The 17,555-nt window shown below is 71.5% G+C and carries 18 protein-coding genes; 4 read left to right on the top strand and 14 right to left on the bottom strand.

Annotation, left to right across the window (positions count from 1 at the left end; all coding sequences use genetic code 11):
- Positions 1–53: 53 nt before the first annotated feature.
- The 6 genes from obgE to AB0L59_RS02375 all read right to left on the bottom strand — a co-directional run bounded on the left by obgE (position 54) and on the right by AB0L59_RS02375 (position 9,110).
- On the bottom strand, positions 54–1,502 hold the full coding sequence (gene obgE / locus AB0L59_RS02400) for a GTPase ObgE (RefSeq protein ID WP_365578332.1): 1,449 nt from the start codon (positions 1,500–1,502) through the stop codon (positions 54–56).
- 118 nt (positions 1,503–1,620) lie between these two features.
- Positions 1,621–1,875, bottom strand: coding sequence for a 50S ribosomal protein L27 (gene rpmA / locus AB0L59_RS02395; RefSeq protein WP_055703572.1), 255 nt, complete (start codon positions 1,873–1,875; stop codon positions 1,621–1,623).
- A 14-nt stretch (positions 1,876–1,889) separates the two neighbouring features.
- Positions 1,890–2,210, bottom strand: a complete 321-nt coding sequence (rplU, locus tag AB0L59_RS02390; RefSeq protein WP_030653874.1) for a 50S ribosomal protein L21 — start codon at positions 2,208–2,210, stop codon at positions 1,890–1,892.
- Between the two features lie 232 nt (positions 2,211–2,442).
- Positions 2,443–6,912, bottom strand: a complete 4,470-nt coding sequence (locus AB0L59_RS02385) for an Rne/Rng family ribonuclease (RefSeq protein ID WP_365578330.1) — start codon at positions 6,910–6,912, stop codon at positions 2,443–2,445.
- A gap of 262 nt (positions 6,913–7,174) precedes the next feature.
- Positions 7,175–7,951, bottom strand: a complete 777-nt coding sequence (locus AB0L59_RS02380) for a TIGR03936 family radical SAM-associated protein (protein WP_365578328.1) — start codon at positions 7,949–7,951, stop codon at positions 7,175–7,177.
- 46 nt (positions 7,952–7,997) lie between these two features.
- Positions 7,998–9,110 (bottom strand): hypothetical protein, encoded by a 1,113-nt coding sequence (locus tag AB0L59_RS02375; protein WP_365578326.1) that lies wholly within the window; start codon positions 9,108–9,110, stop codon positions 7,998–8,000.
- 855 nt (positions 9,111–9,965) lie between these two features.
- Between AB0L59_RS02375 and AB0L59_RS02370 the strand changes: the two genes are divergently transcribed.
- A complete protein-coding gene (locus tag AB0L59_RS02370) occupies positions 9,966–10,202 on the top strand; it encodes a hypothetical protein (RefSeq protein ID WP_365578324.1) in 237 nt (78 codons plus the stop codon).
- 71 nt (positions 10,203–10,273) lie between these two features.
- Here the strand turns inward: AB0L59_RS02370 and AB0L59_RS02365 are convergent, their stop codons facing one another.
- Together AB0L59_RS02365 and AB0L59_RS02360 are read right to left on the bottom strand one after the other, a co-directional pair.
- Complete coding sequence (locus tag AB0L59_RS02365; RefSeq protein ID WP_365578322.1) at positions 10,274–10,549, bottom strand: hypothetical protein; 276 nt, start codon at positions 10,547–10,549, stop codon at positions 10,274–10,276.
- Positions 10,550–10,620: 71 nt separating this feature from the next.
- Positions 10,621–11,367: a hypothetical protein gene (locus tag AB0L59_RS02360; RefSeq protein ID WP_365578321.1), complete on the bottom strand. Its 747-nt coding sequence runs from the start codon at positions 11,365–11,367 to the stop codon at positions 10,621–10,623.
- A 469-nt stretch (positions 11,368–11,836) separates the two neighbouring features.
- Between AB0L59_RS02360 and AB0L59_RS02355 the strand changes: the two genes are divergently transcribed.
- The 3 genes from AB0L59_RS02355 (at position 11,837) to AB0L59_RS02345 (ending at position 13,313) form a co-directional block, all read left to right on the top strand.
- On the top strand, positions 11,837–12,325 hold the full coding sequence (locus tag AB0L59_RS02355; RefSeq protein ID WP_365578319.1) for a hypothetical protein: 489 nt from the start codon (positions 11,837–11,839) through the stop codon (positions 12,323–12,325).
- A 203-nt stretch (positions 12,326–12,528) separates the two neighbouring features.
- Positions 12,529–12,807: a hypothetical protein gene (locus AB0L59_RS02350; RefSeq protein ID WP_365578317.1), complete on the top strand. Its 279-nt coding sequence runs from the start codon at positions 12,529–12,531 to the stop codon at positions 12,805–12,807.
- Positions 12,808–13,028: 221 nt separating this feature from the next.
- Positions 13,029–13,313, top strand: coding sequence for a hypothetical protein (locus tag AB0L59_RS02345; RefSeq protein WP_365578315.1), 285 nt, complete (start codon positions 13,029–13,031; stop codon positions 13,311–13,313).
- An 84-nt stretch (positions 13,314–13,397) separates the two neighbouring features.
- On the opposite strand, the gene AB0L59_RS02340 is transcribed toward AB0L59_RS02345, so the two are convergent.
- From AB0L59_RS02340 to AB0L59_RS02315, 6 genes are all read right to left on the bottom strand, one after another.
- Positions 13,398–13,742, bottom strand: coding sequence for a hypothetical protein (locus AB0L59_RS02340; protein WP_365578313.1), 345 nt, complete (start codon positions 13,740–13,742; stop codon positions 13,398–13,400).
- Positions 13,743–14,066: 324 nt separating this feature from the next.
- Complete coding sequence (locus tag AB0L59_RS02335; protein WP_365578311.1) at positions 14,067–14,333, bottom strand: hypothetical protein; 267 nt, start codon at positions 14,331–14,333, stop codon at positions 14,067–14,069.
- A gap of 149 nt (positions 14,334–14,482) precedes the next feature.
- Positions 14,483–14,824 (bottom strand): hypothetical protein, encoded by a 342-nt coding sequence (locus AB0L59_RS02330; RefSeq protein ID WP_365578309.1) that lies wholly within the window; start codon positions 14,822–14,824, stop codon positions 14,483–14,485.
- Between the two features lie 142 nt (positions 14,825–14,966).
- Complete coding sequence (locus AB0L59_RS02325) at positions 14,967–15,236, bottom strand: hypothetical protein (protein WP_365578307.1); 270 nt, start codon at positions 15,234–15,236, stop codon at positions 14,967–14,969.
- 191 nt (positions 15,237–15,427) lie between these two features.
- Positions 15,428–16,840 carry a condensation domain-containing protein gene (locus tag AB0L59_RS02320; protein ID WP_365578305.1) on the bottom strand — a complete coding sequence of 471 codons (1,413 nt, stop codon included), beginning with the start codon at positions 16,838–16,840 and terminating at the stop codon, positions 15,428–15,430.
- Positions 16,841–17,013: 173 nt separating this feature from the next.
- Positions 17,014–17,238, bottom strand: coding sequence for a tyrosinase family protein (locus tag AB0L59_RS02315; RefSeq protein ID WP_365578303.1), 225 nt, complete (start codon positions 17,236–17,238; stop codon positions 17,014–17,016).
- Positions 17,239–17,555: the final 317 nt, after the last annotated feature.

Below are 17,555 nucleotides of genomic sequence, written 5' to 3'. Positions count from 1 at the left end.
CGCCGGCGCCTGCCCCACGTTCGGCCAACGGGCCGCCGACCGGGGACCCGTTCCTACTCGAACGGGTCGAACTCGTCGTACTCCCGCAGCGCCTCGTCCCGCTCGGCCTGCTTGTCCCGCCGGCGCTGCGCCGCGGGCCGCTGCGCGTCGAAGCGGTGGTCCTCGCCGCGGCGGCCCAGCATCTCCGCACCGGCCATGACCGTCGGCTCCCAGTCGAAGACGACCGCGTTCTCCTCGGGACCGATCGCGACACCGTCGCCGGCCCGGGCGCCCGCCTTCATCAACTCCTGCTCGACGCCGAGGCGGTTGAGCCGGTCGGCGAGGTAGCCCACGGCCTCGTCGTTGTTGAAGTCGGTCTGGCGGACCCAGCGCTCGGGCTTCTCGCCGCGCACCCGGAACAGCGCCTCGCCGCCGATCTCCTCGCGGGTGACGGTGAAGCCGGCGTCGTCCACGGCCTTGGGCCGGATGACGATCCGGGTCGCCTCCTCCTTCGGCTTCGCGGCGCGCGCCTTGGCGACCAGCTCACCGAGCACGAAGGACAGCTCGCGCAGCCCGATGTGGGCGACGGCCGACACCTCGAGGACGCGGTAGCCGCGGGCCTCCAGGTCGGGGCGGACCATCTCGGCGAGGTCCTTGCCGTCCGGCACGTCCACCTTGTTCAGGACGACGATCCGGGGCCGGTTGTCCAGGCCGCCGTACTGCCGCAGTTCCTCCTCGATCACGTCGAGGTCGGAGACCGGGTCGCGCTCGGACTCCAGGGTCGCGGTGTCCAGCACGTGCACCAGCACGCTGCACCGCTCCACATGCCGCAGGAACTCCAGGCCCAGGCCCCTGCCCTGGCTGGCGCCCGGGATCAGACCCGGCACGTCGGCGATGGTGTAGACGGTCGAACCGGCCGTGACGACACCGAGGTTCGGCACGAGCGTCGTGAAGGGATAGTCGGCGATCTTCGGCTTGGCCGCGCTGAGCACGGAGATCAGCGAGGACTTGCCGGCGCTCGGGTAGCCGACGAGCGCCACGTCCGCGACGGTCTTCAGCTCCAGGACGACGTCGTGCAGGTCCCCGGGCTCGCCGAGCAGCGCGAAGCCGGGCGCCTTGCGGCGGGCGGAGGCCAGTGCCGCGTTGCCGAGGCCGCCGCGGCCGCCCTGCGCCGCGATGTACGAGGTGCCGTGGCCGACGAGGTCGGCGAGCACATTGCCGGCCTTGTCCAGCACGACCGTGCCGTCCGGCACGGGCAGGACCAGGTCCTGGCCGTCCTTGCCGGAGCGGTGGCCGCCCTCGCCGGGCTTGCCGTTGGTGGCCTTGCGGTGCGGGGAGTGGTGGTAGTCGAGCAGCGTCGTGATCGACTGGTCCACGGTGAGGATGACGTCACCGCCGCGGCCGCCGTTGCCGCCGTCCGGGCCGCCGAGCGGCTTGAACTTCTCGCGGTGTACGGAGGCACAGCCGTGACCTCCGTTACCCGCGGCGACATGCAGTTCGACGCGGTCCACGAAGGTGGTCATGGTTCAGTGCCTCCAGAAATACATACGGAATGTCTCTTGCGTAACACGCGAAAGGCGGACCCGCCTTCCCGACCGGGAAGTGAGGTCCGCCTCGCGAAACGTTCGGTCTACGCCCTGATCAGGCAACCGGAACGACGTTCACGACCTTGCGGCCGCGGTGGGTACCGAACTCCACCGCACCGGCCTGCAGGGCGAACAGCGTGTCGTCGCCGCCACGGCCGACGCCGGCGCCGGGGTGGAAGTGGGTGCCGCGCTGGCGGACCAGGATCTCACCCGCGTTCACGACCTGACCGCCGAAGCGCTTCACGCCGAGCCGCTGGGCGTTGGAGTCGCGACCGTTCCGGGTGGACGATGCGCCCTTCTTGTGTGCCATTTCTCCTCAGTCCCTTACTTCGCAGCCGCGGGGATCGACGTGACCTTGATCGCCGTGTACTGCTGGCGGTGGCCCTGCCGACGACGGTAGCCGGTCTTGTTCTTGTAGCGCAGAATGTCGATCTTCTGGCCCTTGTGGTGGTCCACGACCTCGGCCTGGACCTTGATGCCGGCCAGCACCCACGGGTCGCTGGTCACGGAGTCGCCGTCGACAACGAGCAGGGTCGAGAGCTCGACCGTGTCGCCAACCTTGGCGGTGGAAATCTTGTCAACCTCAACGATGTCGCCGACAGCAACCTTGTGCTGGCGACCACCGCTGCGCACGATGGCGTACACGCGGATCTCTCTTTCGCTCGAAGAAACGGCACCCCCGCAGGCCAGCCGCCCAGAAACACCACGGACGACCTCTCCCGGCCAACCTGGTGCCCGGGAGGAAGAGGTTTACGGGGATGTGGCGTGTTCAGTGGACACGCCGACGGTCAAGGTTACGGGTCCATGACCTGGAGGGTCAAACCGGGCCCCGGTGGGTGTGGGGCCGGTCACGCGGACCGGCCCCACACCCCGGGCGTCAGCCCTCGTTCGCGGCGTCGGCGGCGACCGTGGTGGTCTTCTTCGCCGTCGACTTCGCGGCGGCCGTCTTGGCCGCCTTCTTGGCCGTGGTCTTCTTGGCGGCCGTCTTCTTGGCCGCGGTCTTCTTCACCGCGGTCTTCTTGGCGGCGGCCTTCTTCGCCGTGGCCTTCTTGGCGGTCTTGCGGGCCGCCTTCTTGGCCGGGGCGGTCACCTCGGCGACCTCCTCGGCCGTGACGTCACCGGCCGGGGCCTCCTCCGCCGCGGCCGACGGGACGACCACGACGGCCGCCTCCTCGGACGCGGTCGGCGCGGTGGCCTTGCGCACGGCACGACGGCGCGGGCGGGCCGGGGCGGCGCTCTCGGCGGACGCCTCCTCCGCCGGGGCGGCCTGAGCCGCCGGTGCCTCGGTCTCGGCCTCGGGCCGGGCCACCGGCTCCTCGGCCACGGGGGCGGTCTCGGGCGCCGTCACCACGGTCGCCTCGGCGCCCGCCGGGGAACCGGCCGGTGCCGACACCCTACGGGTCGCACGACGGCGCGTACGGCCCTTGGGCGCGGCCTCCTCGGCGGCCTCGGCCTGCGGCGCCGCGACCACCTGGTCCTCGACGGCCGCGGGCTCGGCCAGCACCTCGGCGGCCGGCTCCGGACGCACCGGAAGCGCCGCCGTCTCCTCGGCGGTGACGTCCTGCGCGGTCGGCGCGGCGGCGGCCACGGCGGCCTCGGTCTTCGGGGCCTCCTTCGCGCCCTCCTCGCGAGGAGCACGGGCCTTCGGAGCACCCGCCGGAGCCGAGGACCGGCGGCTCGCGCGACGGCGCGTACGGCCACGGGTGGCCGCCGCCTCCGCTTCGGCGACGCTGCTGTACAGCTCCTCGTCCGGCGCGAAGTCGGGGGCGGGGAGGGCGACCGGCTCGGCGACCTCGGCGGCCACCTCGACGGCGGTCTCCACCTCGGGCTCGACGGCCTCGCCGGTCTCCACGGCCACCGCCGCCGTCTCGTGCACGTGCTCGTCACCGCCCCGGCCGCGCTTCTTGCGCTTGCCGCCACCGCCGCCGACGGCCGCGCTCGGCTGCTCCATGTGCACGATGACACCGCGGCCGTTGCAGTGGACGCAGGTCTCGGAGAAGGACTCCAGCAGGCCCTGGCCGACCCGCTTGCGGGTCATCTGCACCAGGCCCAGCGAGGTCACCTCGGCCACCTGGTGCTTCGTACGGTCGCGGCCCAGGCACTCCAGCAGGCGGCGCAGCACCAGGTCGCGGTTGGACTCCAGGACCATGTCGATGAAGTCGATGACGACGATGCCACCGAGGTCACGCAGCCGCAGCTGGCGCACGATCTCCTCGGCCGCCTCCAGGTTGTTCCTGGTGACCGTCTCCTCGAGGTTGCCGCCCTGGCCGGTGAACTTGCCGGTGTTGACGTCGATGACGACCATCGCCTCGGTCTTGTCGATCACCAGCGAACCGCCGCTGGGCAGCCAGACCTTGCGGTCCAGCGCCTTGGCGAGCTGCTCGTCGATCCGGTACGTGGCGAAGACGTCGACCTCGGACGTCCACTTCTGCAGCCGGCCGGCGAGGTCGGGGGCCACGTGGGAGACGTACCCGTGGACGGTCTCCCAGGCGTCGGCGCCGCTGACGATGACCTTGGAGAAGTCCTCGTTGAAGATGTCGCGCACGACCCGGACGGTCATGTCCGGCTCGCCGTACAGCAGCGTCGGGGCGTTGCCGTTCTTCGACTTCTTCTGGATGTCCTCCCACTGCGCCTGCAGCCGCTCGACGTCCCGGCGCAGCTCCTCCTCGCTCGCGCCCTCGGCGGCGGTGCGCACGATGACGCCCGCGTCCTCGGGGACGATCTTCTTGAGGATGGTCTTCAGCCGGGCCCGCTCGGTGTCGGGCAGCTTGCGGCTGATGCCGGTCATCGAGCCCTCGGGGACGTACACGAGGTAGCGGCCCGGGAGGGAGACCTGGCTGGTCAGACGGGCACCCTTGTGACCGATCGGATCCTTGGTCACCTGCACGAGGACCGACTGGCCGGACTTGAGGGCGGACTCGATGCGCCGCGGGCCGTTGGCCATGCCCAGCGCCTCGAAGTTGACCTCACCGGCGTACAGGACGGCGTTGCGGCCCTTGCCGATGTCGATGAAGGCGGCCTCCATCGACGGCAGCACGTTCTGGACCTTGCCAAGGTAGACGTTGCCGACGTACGAGGTCGACTGCTCCTTGTTGACGTAGTGCTCGACGAGCACGCCGTCCTCGAGGACGCCGATCTGCGTGCGCTCGCCGTGCTGGCGCACGACCATCACGCGCTCGACGGCCTCACGGCGGGCCAGGAACTCGGCCTCCGTGATGATCGGAACGCGGCGGCGGCCCTGCTCGCGGCCCTCCCGGCGGCGCTGCTTCTTGGCCTCCAGGCGGGTCGAGCCCTTGATGGACTGCACCTCGTCGGACGGCTCGCTGGGCTTGCGCGGCTCGCGGACCTTGACGACCGTGCGCTCGGGGTCGCCCTCATCGGGCTCGGCGTCGACGGCGGCGTCACCGGCCCGGCGACGACGGCGACGACGGCGACGGCTGCCGGCGCTGGAGGCGCCGGCCTCGTCGCGGGCCTCCTCGGCGTCCTCTTCCTCCTGCTCGGCGGTGTCCTCGACGTCCTGCGCGGCCTGCTCGGCGGCCAGCTCCTCGGCGTCCTCGTCGGCCTCGCCCTCGGCGGCCTCACCCCGACGACGGCGGCGGCCGCCACGACGGCGACGGCGACGCGAGCCGGACTCCTCGAAGCCCTCGGCGCCCTCCGTGTCATCGGCCTCCTCGGTCTCCTCGCCCTCGGCGAGGTCCTCGGCGGACTCCGGGGCCTCCTCGGCCTCCTCCTCCGTCTCTGCGGCCTCGGCGGCCCGGGTCTCCTCGGCGGCGCCCCGGCGGCGACGGCGGCGCGATCCGGTCTCGGCGCGCTCCTCCGCGTACTCCTCGGGCTCCTCCGCCTCGGCGGCCTCCGCGGCGGCCTCGGCCGCGGCGCGCTCCGGGGTCTGGAACCTCGGCTCGGTGAACACCGGTGCCTGGAAGACGGCGACGGCGGGGCGGGCCGGCCGGCGCGCGGTCTCGGCCTCGGGGCCCTCGGTCTCGGCGGCAGCCGGCGCGGACTGCGTGGGCTGCGCCGGCTCGGAGAACCCGAACACGGGACGCACGGCACGGCGACGGGTGCGGCGCGGGGCCGCCTCCTCGGCGGGGGGCTGCGGCGCCGGGGCGGCGGGGACGGGCTCGGCGGTCGCCGGGGCCTCGGCGGCAGCGGGCTCGGCCTCGGCGGACTCGGTGCCGTCCTCGGCGGTGGGCGCGGACACCCGGCGGGTGGCCCGGCGACGGGTGCGGCGCGGGGCCGCCTCCTCGGCGGCAGGCGTCTCGACGGCCTCCGCAGTCTCCTCCGGCTCCTGGGCGGCCGGGGCGGCGGCCTCGGCGGCCTGAGTCTCCTCGGCGGCCTTCGGGGCGCCGGCGGGCGCGGACGCGCGACGCGCGACCCGGCGGCGCGGACGGGCGGCGGAAGCGGCCTGCTCGTCGGCAATCGCCTGGACAGCCGCCTCTTCCTTCTCTTCCTGAGTCCTCTCGGCCTCGGCGGCACCGGCGGGAACCACCGTCTCGGCAGCCTCGTCGGCCGCCGGGGCACCGGCGGGCGCGGACGCACGGCGGGTCGCGCGACGGCGCGGACGGGCGGCCGGCGCGGTCTCCTCCACGGCGGCGGGCGTCTCGACGGCGGGCTGCTCCCGGTCCTTCCCGGCCTCGGCGGCGGCCGTACCCGACGCGGCGGCGGCCGGAACCACGGTCTCGGCGGCCTCGGCGGAGGCCGGCGACCCGGTGGGCGCGGACGCGCGGCGGGTGGCCCGGCGACGCGGACGCGCGGCAGGCGCGGCCTCTTCGGCGGGGGCTGCGGTCCCGGCGGGGGCGGGGGCCTCGGCGGCCTCCTGCGTCGCAGGGGTCTCGTCGGCACCGGCAACGGCGCCGGCCGGGGCCGTGACGCTGCGCGTGGCACGGCGGCGGGCGCGGCGCGGCGCGGCCTCCTCACCGACGACGACCTCGCCGCCCTCGGCGACGGCAGCGGGCTGCTCGGACTCGGCGGCGGATGCTGCGGCCGGCACGACGGCCTCGGCGGTCGACGGCGCCCCCGCGGGGGCGGACGTGCGGCGAGTGGCACGGCGGCGCGGACGGCCGGCGGAGGCGGCCTCCTCGGCGGCAGCCCCAGAGGCCCCTGCTGTCTCCGTACCTTCTGCGGCTTCGGTGGCCGCAGCGGCCTCTTCAGCCTCTTCGGCCGCGACGACCTCGGCCACCTCGTCGGGCTCCGCGGCCGGTATGGCCGGCACGGTCACCTCGGCGGAGCCCTCGGCCGTGGCCGGCGGGCCCGCCGGGCGGGAGGCAGCACGGCGACGCCTGCGCGGCGGCAGGGTGTCGCTGGGAGTGTTCAGTTCGGAACCCTCGTTGGGTTCGGTCGGCTCGAGCATGCGGGCGTTTCTCCCGTCAGGCCCCCGGGCGCCGCGCCTGGTCCGACGGCGGTCTCGATGGACCGTCCGCCGTTGACGTCCACGGCCCGCGCGATCCGCGATGGCCGCCGTCCGGGGCGCGGGCGCCGCACGGGAGCACTCTGTGTCCTGTCTCGCCGGTTCCGTACGCCTTGTCGGTACGGCCTGGCGAAAGTCTTCTGGTCGGTGCGCTGCCCGACCCAGGTGGCTCCCGAGTACGAGGGCGGCGCTACGACGTCCGTCCCTACGCGGGACCTTCCGGCGTCGGCGCCGTCGCGACGGCGGCCGGTACGGCCGTCAGGGCCTCGGCTGCCTCGCGGTCGGGCGCGAGCGGGTCGGTCACCGTGCCGGTCTCTTCATCGAGCAGCCCCTGCGCCAGCCTGGTCACCGCTGCGGGGACCGGCGGCGCCAGGTCGGCCACGGCGCGGAGACCGGACAGGACGTCGTCGGGTCGTACGGCAGGCGTCACGTGCCGAACAACCAGCCGCAGTATCGCACAGGGCTGGTCGGTCGGCCTATCAGCCGGTGAACCGTGCGTTTCCAGGCTCACCACGGCCGGGCGGGCGTCGAAGGTGCGGACGCCGTTCTTGGTCATCCGCTGGACCTCGACGGTCCCGGCCCGGTTGAAGCTCTCGACCGCGCGCTCGGCGTCGGCCGGGTCGACGCCGTCCAGCCGCAGCTCCCAGACGGAGGCCGTCAGCCGGTCGGCGAGACCCGAGGTCCGAGCCTCGACCGCCTCGACGACGTCGAGCCCGGCGGGCAGCGACTCGTCGAGGAGGACACGCAGGGTCTCCGGGTCGCGCGGTGCGGTGAGCGCGATCTCCAGATACTCCGCCTCACTGCCCGTGCCGGTGGGTGCGGCATTGGCGTACGACACCTTCGGGTGCGGCGTGAACCCCGCCGAGTACGCCATGGGCACCTCGGCGCGGCGCAGCGCCCGCTCGAAGGCGCGCTGGAAGTCTCGGTGGCTGGTGAACCTCAGGCGGCCGCGCTTGGTGTAGCGCAGTCTGATGCGCTGCACCGCGGGTGCGGGCGGCGGGCCTTCGGGCTGTCGCTTGCCCAGTGTCCTAGTCCTTCGTGAGTGCGGTCGTACTGCTACCAAGAGTACGTGCCACGGGCCGCTGAGGTTCCCGCCGGTCCACCGCGGCCGGCTGCCGCGGCTCGCCGAACAGCATCCGCCGGAAGTCGGCTCGGGCCTGCCGCACGGTGTCGCGCGCGCTGGTCAGGGCCTCGCGGACGGCCCGGCCCAGCACGCGCGCGCCCTCGGCGGCGGGCCGCAGTACGGCGTCCCGTACGAGGTGGCCGACCGGGATGAGGACGGTCCGGTACACCCAGCGCACCGGCTCCACGAAGATCCACCGGAAGAGGGTCCCAAGGGTCCGGCCGACAGCCCGCGAGATGCGTCCGGCGATCCGCCAGGCGTGCCCGAGGGCGGCGCCCACCTCGCCTGCCACGACGGCCAGGAACCGGCCGACGGGGGCGAGGATCCAGCGCCACAGCGCGAGGGCGGGCAGGACGAACAGGATGCGGAGGGTCCGGTGCAGGGCGGCTCCGATGCCGGCGGCGATCACGCCCAGCAGCCACGCCGCTCCGCGACCGCACCGGGCGACGGCACGTCCGACGGGCGCGAGGACCCGGTCGTACAGCCATCGCGCCGGCACGACGAGCAGATACCGGACCAGCCGGGCGACGCCCGTGCACAGGCCGGTGCCCGCGGCGGCGAGCACGGCGCCGACACCCCGCAGCGGCCACGCGACCGCGTGCCCGATCGGGCGGAGCACGCGCGCGTACAGCCACGCGAGCCCGTCGCCCGCCGCGCCCGCGAGCCGGGCGACGGCGTGGCCGACCGGGGTCAGCACGTGCCGGTACAGCCACACGGCCGGTACGACGACGAGGACGGTGCCGAGCCGGCCGAGCGCCCTGCCGCCGGGGACGAGGACATGGCGCCACAGGCCCGCGAACGGCCGGACGAACAGGGCTTTTCCGGCCCACAGCAGCGCCCGGCCGGCCGGCCTGAGCACGGTGTCCCGCAGCACCCTTCCGGCGACGACGAGCGCGTCCCACGCCATCCGCACCGGCACCACCAGTACCAGGACGACGATGCGCAGGGGGACGCGGATCGCGACGGTCAGGCACCCTTCCGGCCGCCGGGGCTGAGGAGGTGGCTTGTGCGGTTCCATACCGGAGTAGACGCCGGGGACGCCCGCCGGGATCCGGCGATCCTGCTTTCCCGGGCGTAGTACGGGGACCACACCGTGCGGTGGACCGACCTCAACTTCCCCAACACGACCACCACCGGCCTCGCCTGCGGAGACTCCGTCAACGCGCACGCCCAGGGCCAGTGGCAAGCGGGTCTACGAGAACGCCTGCTCCGAGAACGACAACGACCACCCTGCCACCATCACCTGCGACGGCTGGACACTGCTGGACCATCAGCCCTGGCGCCACGGGCCTGTCGTCCACTGGCGGCCGACGCTGGTGTCGACCCGGCTGCCCCGGCGCTACGTCGGCGTGCTGCACGAGTATCTGGAGTGCGGCACCCCCTTCAGCGGGGCGGCCTTCGCGGGCGCACGCATGGTCGTCATGGGCGGCGGCGGACGCCACCAGGGCGGTCAGCGGCAGAAGTACCTCCGCGACGCCACGATCCTCGAGGACGGACTCGTCAAGGAGCCGGACAACGCCCGTTGTGTCTTCTACCTCGCCCAGAGCCGACGCGACGCCGGCGAACCGGCGAAGGCGCTCGCCGCGTACGACCGACGCGCCGATATGGGCGGCTTCGCCGAGGAGGCGTTCTGCGCCCGCCTCCACGCGGCCCGGCTCGCGGTGCACCTCAAACGCCGGCCGCCGGAGATCACGCCCGCTTCCTCGGCGCGGAGTCCCGGCCCAACCGGGCCGCGCTCGGCGAGCTCGCGCGGCTGTGCCGGGTCGACGGGGAGCGGTGGCCGCTCACCTCCATGTTCGCGCGGCGCGCCACCGACATCCCGCAACCCGAGGACATCCTGTTCGTCGAGCACGCCTGGTAGGACGAGTTGGCGGTGTCCTCGTACTGGATGGGCGAGTACCGGGAATCACTGGAGTGCCGCGAGAAGCTGCTGGACGGCGGCAAGCTGCCCGACGCCCATCGCGAACACGTGACCGCCGACAGGGGCTTCGCCCGGTCCAGGCTGCGCCCGACCGCGAGCACGACCACCCGGTCACTCGTCGACGTCCGACCCGCCCGGAGCGGCGGGGGCGCCGCGCTGACGGCGTCCCGGAGCGGAGACACGCGGTGACGGCCGCTGCGGCGCCTCCTGCTCGCTCACCCCCGCCGGTTCGGGGGTGGAGCGAGTCGCGGCGAGGTCCGTCAGAACGCCCGGCTGTTGCAGCCCACGTCCGAACCGAGGTGGTTCTGCTGCGCGCCCGGGTTCCCTTCGCCGTTGAACAGGTTGCCTGCCAGGCCGTTGAAGGCGCCGACGCTGCCGAGCACCTCGATGTTCATGTCGTGCGAACGGCACTCGTTGCCCTGTGTGATGTCCACGTCGTGGCCGAGCCCCTCGTGGGCGAAGGCAGCGGTGCTGCCGAAGGAGCAGACACTGCCGAGCACGGCACCCACGAGGACTGCCCTCTGGAACTTGCGCATTGGTTCTCCGTTGGTCGAGCGGATGGGATCTGCAACAGATCGCATGGGGACTGCGGACGATTACGGGGCCGTCAGCCGAGTCGGGGAAGCCCCAGCTGGCCGATGGGAGGTGCCGCCAGCTGTCCAAGGCCGACGGGAGCCAGCGCCGGAACGCTCGGTGACCCGACCAGCGGGTTGATGAGCGGGTTCACCTGCGGGTTCACCTGCGGATTCACCTGCGGTCCGACATGCATCGGGGCCTCCGGGGTGAAGCCCTGCGGTACGGCCACCTGCGGGGCGACCTGCGGCATGACCTGCGGCACGACCTGCGGCGTGACCTGTGCCGGCGGCGGCGGAGCGGCTTGCGGCTGGGGGTACTGCTGGGGGTACGCGGGGGCGTACTGCTGCTGGGGGTACGCCGGGGCGGCCTGCTGCTGCGGGTACGGCGTGGTGGAGGCCTGTGCCGATCCCTGGGACGAGGCCATGGCGGAGGCGTAGCCGGTCTGCTGCGGCGGCGGGGCGTACTGCTGCTGCGGGTACGCGGGGGCGTACTGCTGCTGGGGGTACGCGGGGGCGGCCTGCTGCTGGGGGTACGGCGGCGTGACGGTGGCCCGCGCCGTTCCCTGCGTAGAGCCCGCGGCGTAACCGGTCTGCTGTGGCGGCGGAGCCTGCGGAGCAGGTGCCGGGGGTGCGGCCTGGGGAGCCGGCTGGTCCGGCGCCGGTGCCGGAGCGGGACCGCCATATCCGACGGGAGAGTCGGCATAGCTGACGCCCGCGCCGATGGCGGACAGACCGCCGGCCGCTGCTAGAACGAGCGCGGCCTTGTGAAGCTTGCGCATGAAAAACCCTCGGCCCTTCGATACCTGAAAAGGGAAACCCACTGAATTCAGTGCGGTCACGCGTACATTTGGTGCGTTCATCACACCGCACCGTCAGCAGCGGTAACTCCTGAGTGGCACGCGGACGCCGCATCGGATCCGGCAGCGAAAGCCTCCACTTCTCTTTGAGTTCGCGGTCGCTGCCCTCCTCTCGTCGGAACGACGATTCCCCCACCGTGGTCACGGCACCCGACAGCCCGTCACCCATTTGCCATCCACCGGAAATGACATCGCGGGTCACACGCCGTTGCGTCAAATGGGTGACCACGGCCCGGAGCCCGTGTCCGAGCCCGCGCGCATTTCGTTCCCCTCGGGGCGAGAACGATGGTCCATCGCAGCCGTCCAGGGCAGCGAAAACAGCGACAACAACGCCGCCCCGTCAGCATTTCACCAGGTTCAGTGCACAGGTCAATGAAGGGCCGAGGATTCCATGCGCAAGCTTCAGCAAGTCGCGCTCATCGTCGCAGCAGCCGGCGGCCTGTCCGCCGTCGGCGCCGGCCCAAGCTCCGCCGCCCCCGCCTACAACGGGGCTGCGCCGACTCCCGTTTCACAGCCCGACACCCAGGCCGCCTCGGCCACCTCCGCTCAGGCGACCGCGCAGTCCTACGGCACGCCGCAGCAGGCGTACCCGCAGCGGGGCACCGAGGTCACCCCGCAGATCAACCCCCAGCTCAACCCGCAGATCAGCCCGCAGATCTCCCCTCAGGCCGCGCAGGCCCCTCAGGCCCCGCAGACGGCACAGGGCGGCTCGGTGGGCCAGACCAACCTGTTCCGCCCGTACCAGGAGTGCAGCCCGCAGACCCTTCTCGACGCGAACATCCCGGTCGCCCTGCTCGCGGCCTCCGAGACCCGAGGCGTCGCCTGCACCCAGGCCAACAGCCAGTCCAACTCCCTCGCCAGCGCGCAGCATCAGGGCTGACGGCCAGAAGCCGCCGCTCGGCACGGGCCTTTCGACGCGCTCGATGGGCCCGTTCGCATGCGGTACGGCTTCCGGGTGTTTCTGACGGTAGATCAGGAAAACGGCGCGTCGTTGCCGGTTTACGCGTATTTCGTACTAATCTCCTGTAATTGTAAAAAGTCGATCTGTCACAGATCGCAACCACTCACTCCAACGGAGATGACATGCGCAAGCTTCGCAACGTTGCCGTCCTGGTCGCGGCACTCAGCAGCATCGGCCTCATGAGCGGCACGGCCTATGCCGGCGGCAAGGGCGGGGACCACGGCGGCGACAGGTTCGACATCACGCAGGGCAACCACTGCAAGTCGCACGACCTGAACGTCGACGTCCTCGGCAACGTCGGGCTCCTCAACGGCGTGCTGGACCTCAACCCCGAGGGCAACCCGGGCGCCCAGAACAACAACACCGGCTCGACGCTGAGCTGCAGCAACAGCGCCTTCTGAGTTGTGTCCGGCGCCTAGGCGCGCGGTGAAATGGTCCCGGCACCGGGCCCCAGGCCGGGTGCCGGGACCATTCGCGTGCGCCGACAGGCCTCCAAGGTAGCGAAAAGGCACTCGAGTTCGGCGCGTCGCTCTCTTTATTCGGGTATTTCGTATCAGCATTCATGTCAGCACGTACGGCGATTTCTCACACATCGCCTCCATCTCATTCCAACGGAGATCACATGCACAAGCTCCGCACGGCTGCCGTTATCCTCGCTGCGTTCGGGAGCGTCGGACTCCTGGGTGCCGGCACCGCCCACGCCGACCAGGACTGGGGCAAGAAGGACGGCGACGAGTTCAACATCCAGCAGAGCAACCACTGCAGGACGCACGACCTGAACGTCAACGTCCTCGGCAACCTCGGACTCCTCAACGGCCTGCTGGGCCTCAACGACGAGGGCAACGCGGGCGCCCAGAACAACACCGTCGGCTCGAAGCTGAGCTGCAGCAACGCGGTCGGCAAGTAACGCACAACAGCAATCCCCGGTACCCGACCACTGGTTGGGTACCGGGGATTGCTGTTTCTCCGGGCCGGCATGTGCCGGCAGCGCTCAGAACCAGAAGTGCGGCTTCTTGAGGCCCTTGGGCAGCTTTTCCGTGTTGGAGCAGTCCACGGTCTGCCCGACGCCGGAGGATTCGCTGTCCAGCATCTGGCGCTCCGGAAACACCACGCGCGGGCGGTCGGACGTCGAGCAGTCAAGCGTCTGCTTGAGGACGTGCGCCCCGTCCTTGTCGGTGCGGGTCTCGTTCTTGTGAACGCAGACGGTGCCGCCCTGCTCGGTGTTCTTGCAGCCGTCCGAGGGCCCGTCCGCGTACGCGTGTCCGGCGCCGACGCAGAACGCGGCGAGGCTTCCGACGAGCCCCGAGACGGTGGCGATCTTCCGCGCAGTGAACATGTGTTGCCTTCCTTTACGACAGGGGCCCGGGCGCATGCGCCTGACTGGCGTGCGCCCGGGCCCGAGAAGGTCGAAACAGATCATTCCGCGCCTGGATGCATTACCAAGCGCGCCGATGGCGAACATGCCGCAGCCCGGACGCGTACCTCGACGGGACCGTCGTGCGTCCGGGCCGCCTTCGCCACGGGTGTCACTCAGCAGACCGGAGAACCGACCGAAACGGTGCCGAGCCCGGGATGCCGAGTGCGTGCGGTGCGCATCAGATCTCCGAAGAAGGCCGATGCGCCCGCGCCGATTCCGAGAGGATGAGCCCTCGGTACGTCCTTACTCGTCGCCCTGGTGCTCGTCGTCGCCCTGCTCCGGCCCAGGCTGCCCCTGCTCGTGCTCGTCCTGGGGACCGGCCTTCGGCTCGCCCTTCTCCTCCTGGGTGTTGTTGCCGCCGATGGCAACGGCGTTGGCCGTCGAGTTGGCCACGGCGGTGATCTGCGGAGGCGCGTCCTCGCCGCCGGCGGCGAAGCTGACGCCCGCACCGAGGGCGGACAGCCCCGCAATGGCCGCGGCTACGACTGCAACGCGCTGAAACTTACGCATGGTTGACCCTTCCTAACCCAGGCGGAAACGCCCGGCTTGACTACTTAATGTGAGCATATACACACAGTCCGTAGTTATTGAGGATCTACACCCCGGCACGTCGCGCCGGAACCATGAGCTGTCCGCCGGAAGGGTCCGGCCGCCGGGACTCAACGCGGCATGTCGGGCGACTCCCGCTCGTCACGGACCGGCGCGGACGTGCCCACGCCGGTGGGGGAACAGCTCACCTCGGACTCGAGCTGCTGCGTCCCGGCACTCAGGAAGGAGGGCACTGTCGTCGGCTGCACCGATTGGCACATCTCCTGGTGCGGAATGGCACCGCCTGCGGGGACCTGGCCCCTGATCCGCTGGACGCAGGAGACGTCCCCCAGGATGTCGCGCGTGCACTTTCCCGGGCCCACCGCGGCATGCGCCGGGGTGACGCCGACACACGCCGCAGCGATGCCCCCGACGAGCCCCGAGACGACCGCGATCCTCTTCCTGCCGAACATGTGATGCGCCTCCTCTGTAAGGGTGCCCGTCGCGCCGGGCTCCGTCTTCGACACTCGGACAACCGGCAGGAACGGCGGGACCCTTCGAGACCGACCCCGAAGAGTCCCGCGCCGGACGTCGCGTACGACGACGCCGCCGGACTCAACCGGTGAAAGCGTTGTTGTACTGACCGCAGGTGGTGTCGAGGGTGCCGGCGAGGCCGAGCACACCGATCGGGACGTCGTTCTCGGCCACCGTCTGCGGACTGCACTCCTGATAGGGGCGGTAGACGTCGGTCAACTGCAGCTCACCGCCGTTGGTGTCGGCGATGGCGGAGCCGGCGCCGACGGCGGTCAGACCGCCGGCCGCCGCCACCGCTGCGATCACGACCTGCTGAAGCTTGCGCATGGAACCCTCGGTTCTTTTGCTCATACAGTGAAGCCTGTTGCCTAGCGTGACGACTCAAACACTAGCAGTAGCGGGACGGGAGGTTCCACACCGGACATCCATCCCGAGGGGGACATGTCCCGGCAGAATCACCCGATGGGTGCCAACTGGCGGTACTCGGACAGGGATTGCGGCACGAGACCCGCCGAACACGGATGAAGCGGACGAGAGTTGCGTCAGGTGAGTGCCGGCTCCGCGACCCGCGAACGCTCGCGTGCGGGCACGGAGAGGATCAGGTTCCGCAGCCCCTCGGCGTACCGCCGCACGGTCTTGTACGCGATGTCGGTGTCCGGGTACCGGCAGGCGAACCACAGCCCCTCGTGCAGCCGGTTGACCCAGGCGCACACCTGGTCCCCGTACGACACCCGGATCAGCCCGTACGCCTTCTGCTGGTCCCAGTGGGCCGCGCCGGGAATGAGGCGGGTGTCCACATATGAAATGATCGAGTACATATCAGGCGAGGTCGGACGGAAGTCGGCGCCGAGCAGGCGCAGTACGCGGGCCAGCGGAATGCGCGCCAGCGACCGGTTGGCCCGCAGCTCGGCACGGACCATGTCGAGCGCGCCGTCGAAGTCCCGTGCCGCGGGCACCTCGATGGGCGCGCCGCCGACGTACCAGCCGACGGAGTCCGACCACTCGGACTTCAGCCGGGTGTGGAACGGCACGACCGTGCGGTAGACCGGCTGCCCGCCGAGTTCGTGGACGATCAGACTGGTCGCGGCCAGAATGCCCACCAGGCTGCCGCCGTAGGGCCGGCAGTGCGCTTCGAACGCGGCGGCGGCGTCCGCGTCGACGAGTGGCTCGCACACCAGCTTCTGAGCGGGCAGCACCCCACCGGGTTGCAGACCGAGATCGACCGGGAACTCCGGAAGCCGCCCGTCGCACCGGCTGATGAACTCCCGCCAGCGCGCGACGATCGCGTGCGTGTCGTCGATGCCGTCCGCGTTCGCCCGCTCCTGCTCGCAGAAGTCGACGTAACTCCCCACGGACGGGCCGCTGACGGGCTGGCCCGTGACGTCCGCCGCGTACAGTTCGTGGATCTCGTCCGGGATGCGGTGGATGGAGTAGGCGTCGACGTTGGTGTGGTCGAACGCCATGTACACACTGGTCGAATCCTCGCGCACGACTGCCGCGTAGATGAGGTTCGGCCAGCCGAGCGCGTCCGCCGCGGCGTCGAATCGGTCCTGCAGGTAACGGATCAGCGCGGCCGCGTCGGCGAAGTCGCCGACCACCTCGCGGTGCAGCGACACCTCGTTCTCGTCGAGCGTGAACCGGTGCATGTCGTCGCCGGCCCATCTGAAGCCGCTGCGCAGCGTCTCGTGACGCAGCGTCCAGCCGCGCAACGCCCGTTCCAGCGCGTCGAGGTCGGTCCGGCCCGGCAGGTCGAACGCCGTGCCGAGCCAGGTCGGTACGAACAGTCCGTCTTCCCGTACCGACCGGGCCGTCCTGATGTGCGACTCCTGGATGTACGCCGGCGGCCGCGGATCGGGCGGCAGCGCTGCCGCGGCCGCGATGGTCGCCGGGCTGAACGTCCACTCGACGAGCTGTCCGGGCCGGACCTCGCAGCGCTGAATGTCAGAAATTCGCACGGTGGCGTCTCCTTCGCAGAAGACACCAGCTTGATCAAGGGGGAGCCGTACGCGAGCGGCGGTCGCTGTGTCGCCGACTTTTCAGCGGAACGTGTGACGCCTCGAACGGAGAAGCGGCCTCTCAATGGTGATCGCGTGCCCGCTGAACGGCCGCCGACCGGGACGACTTCAGCTTATTCATACCGGTAGATCCTGCTCATGTCCTCCAGTTCGGCCGGTGTCACGTCCCACGGCGGCAGCCTCTCGTGCCGGACAACTATCCGGGGTCCAACCCGCCGCAGCGCCCGCTCCGGCTCCAGCAGGAGTTTGCGATGCCAGGGCAGGAAGGAGGGCGCCATGTGGCGCGTGCGCAAACGGCGTTCGCCGTCAGGGGCGTGGTGCGTGATGTACAGATGCACGAACTCCTCGACCTCCGCCCGCCGTTCAGGCTGTGCCGTCGCGCGGTGGGTCCCCGGACTCCGGCTCGACGGCCACCCCGAGTTGGGCGTCCACCGGGACACCGCCGGCGCGTGGCAGCATTGGGCCCGGTGCGCAGGTGTCGCCCTTGCACCGGTCACACGCCGGCGCATGGAACGCGGCGATCCCGACGCGGGGGTCGGCATCGCCGGCCATGGTGATCCGCCCCTCGAGTCGGTGTCGACCACGTGGTCGAGAAGACGGCAGCGGCCCTCACGGACGGCTGGGTTCGTAGCACGCAGGCCGGCGCGCTGAGGGT

This window comes from Streptomyces sp. NPDC052109 (genome assembly GCF_040680195.1).
GTDB lineage: Bacteria > Actinomycetota > Actinomycetes > Streptomycetales > Streptomycetaceae > Streptomyces.
The sequence above is the reverse complement of the archived record's forward strand: the minus strand, read 5'-3'. Positions and strand labels throughout refer to the sequence as shown.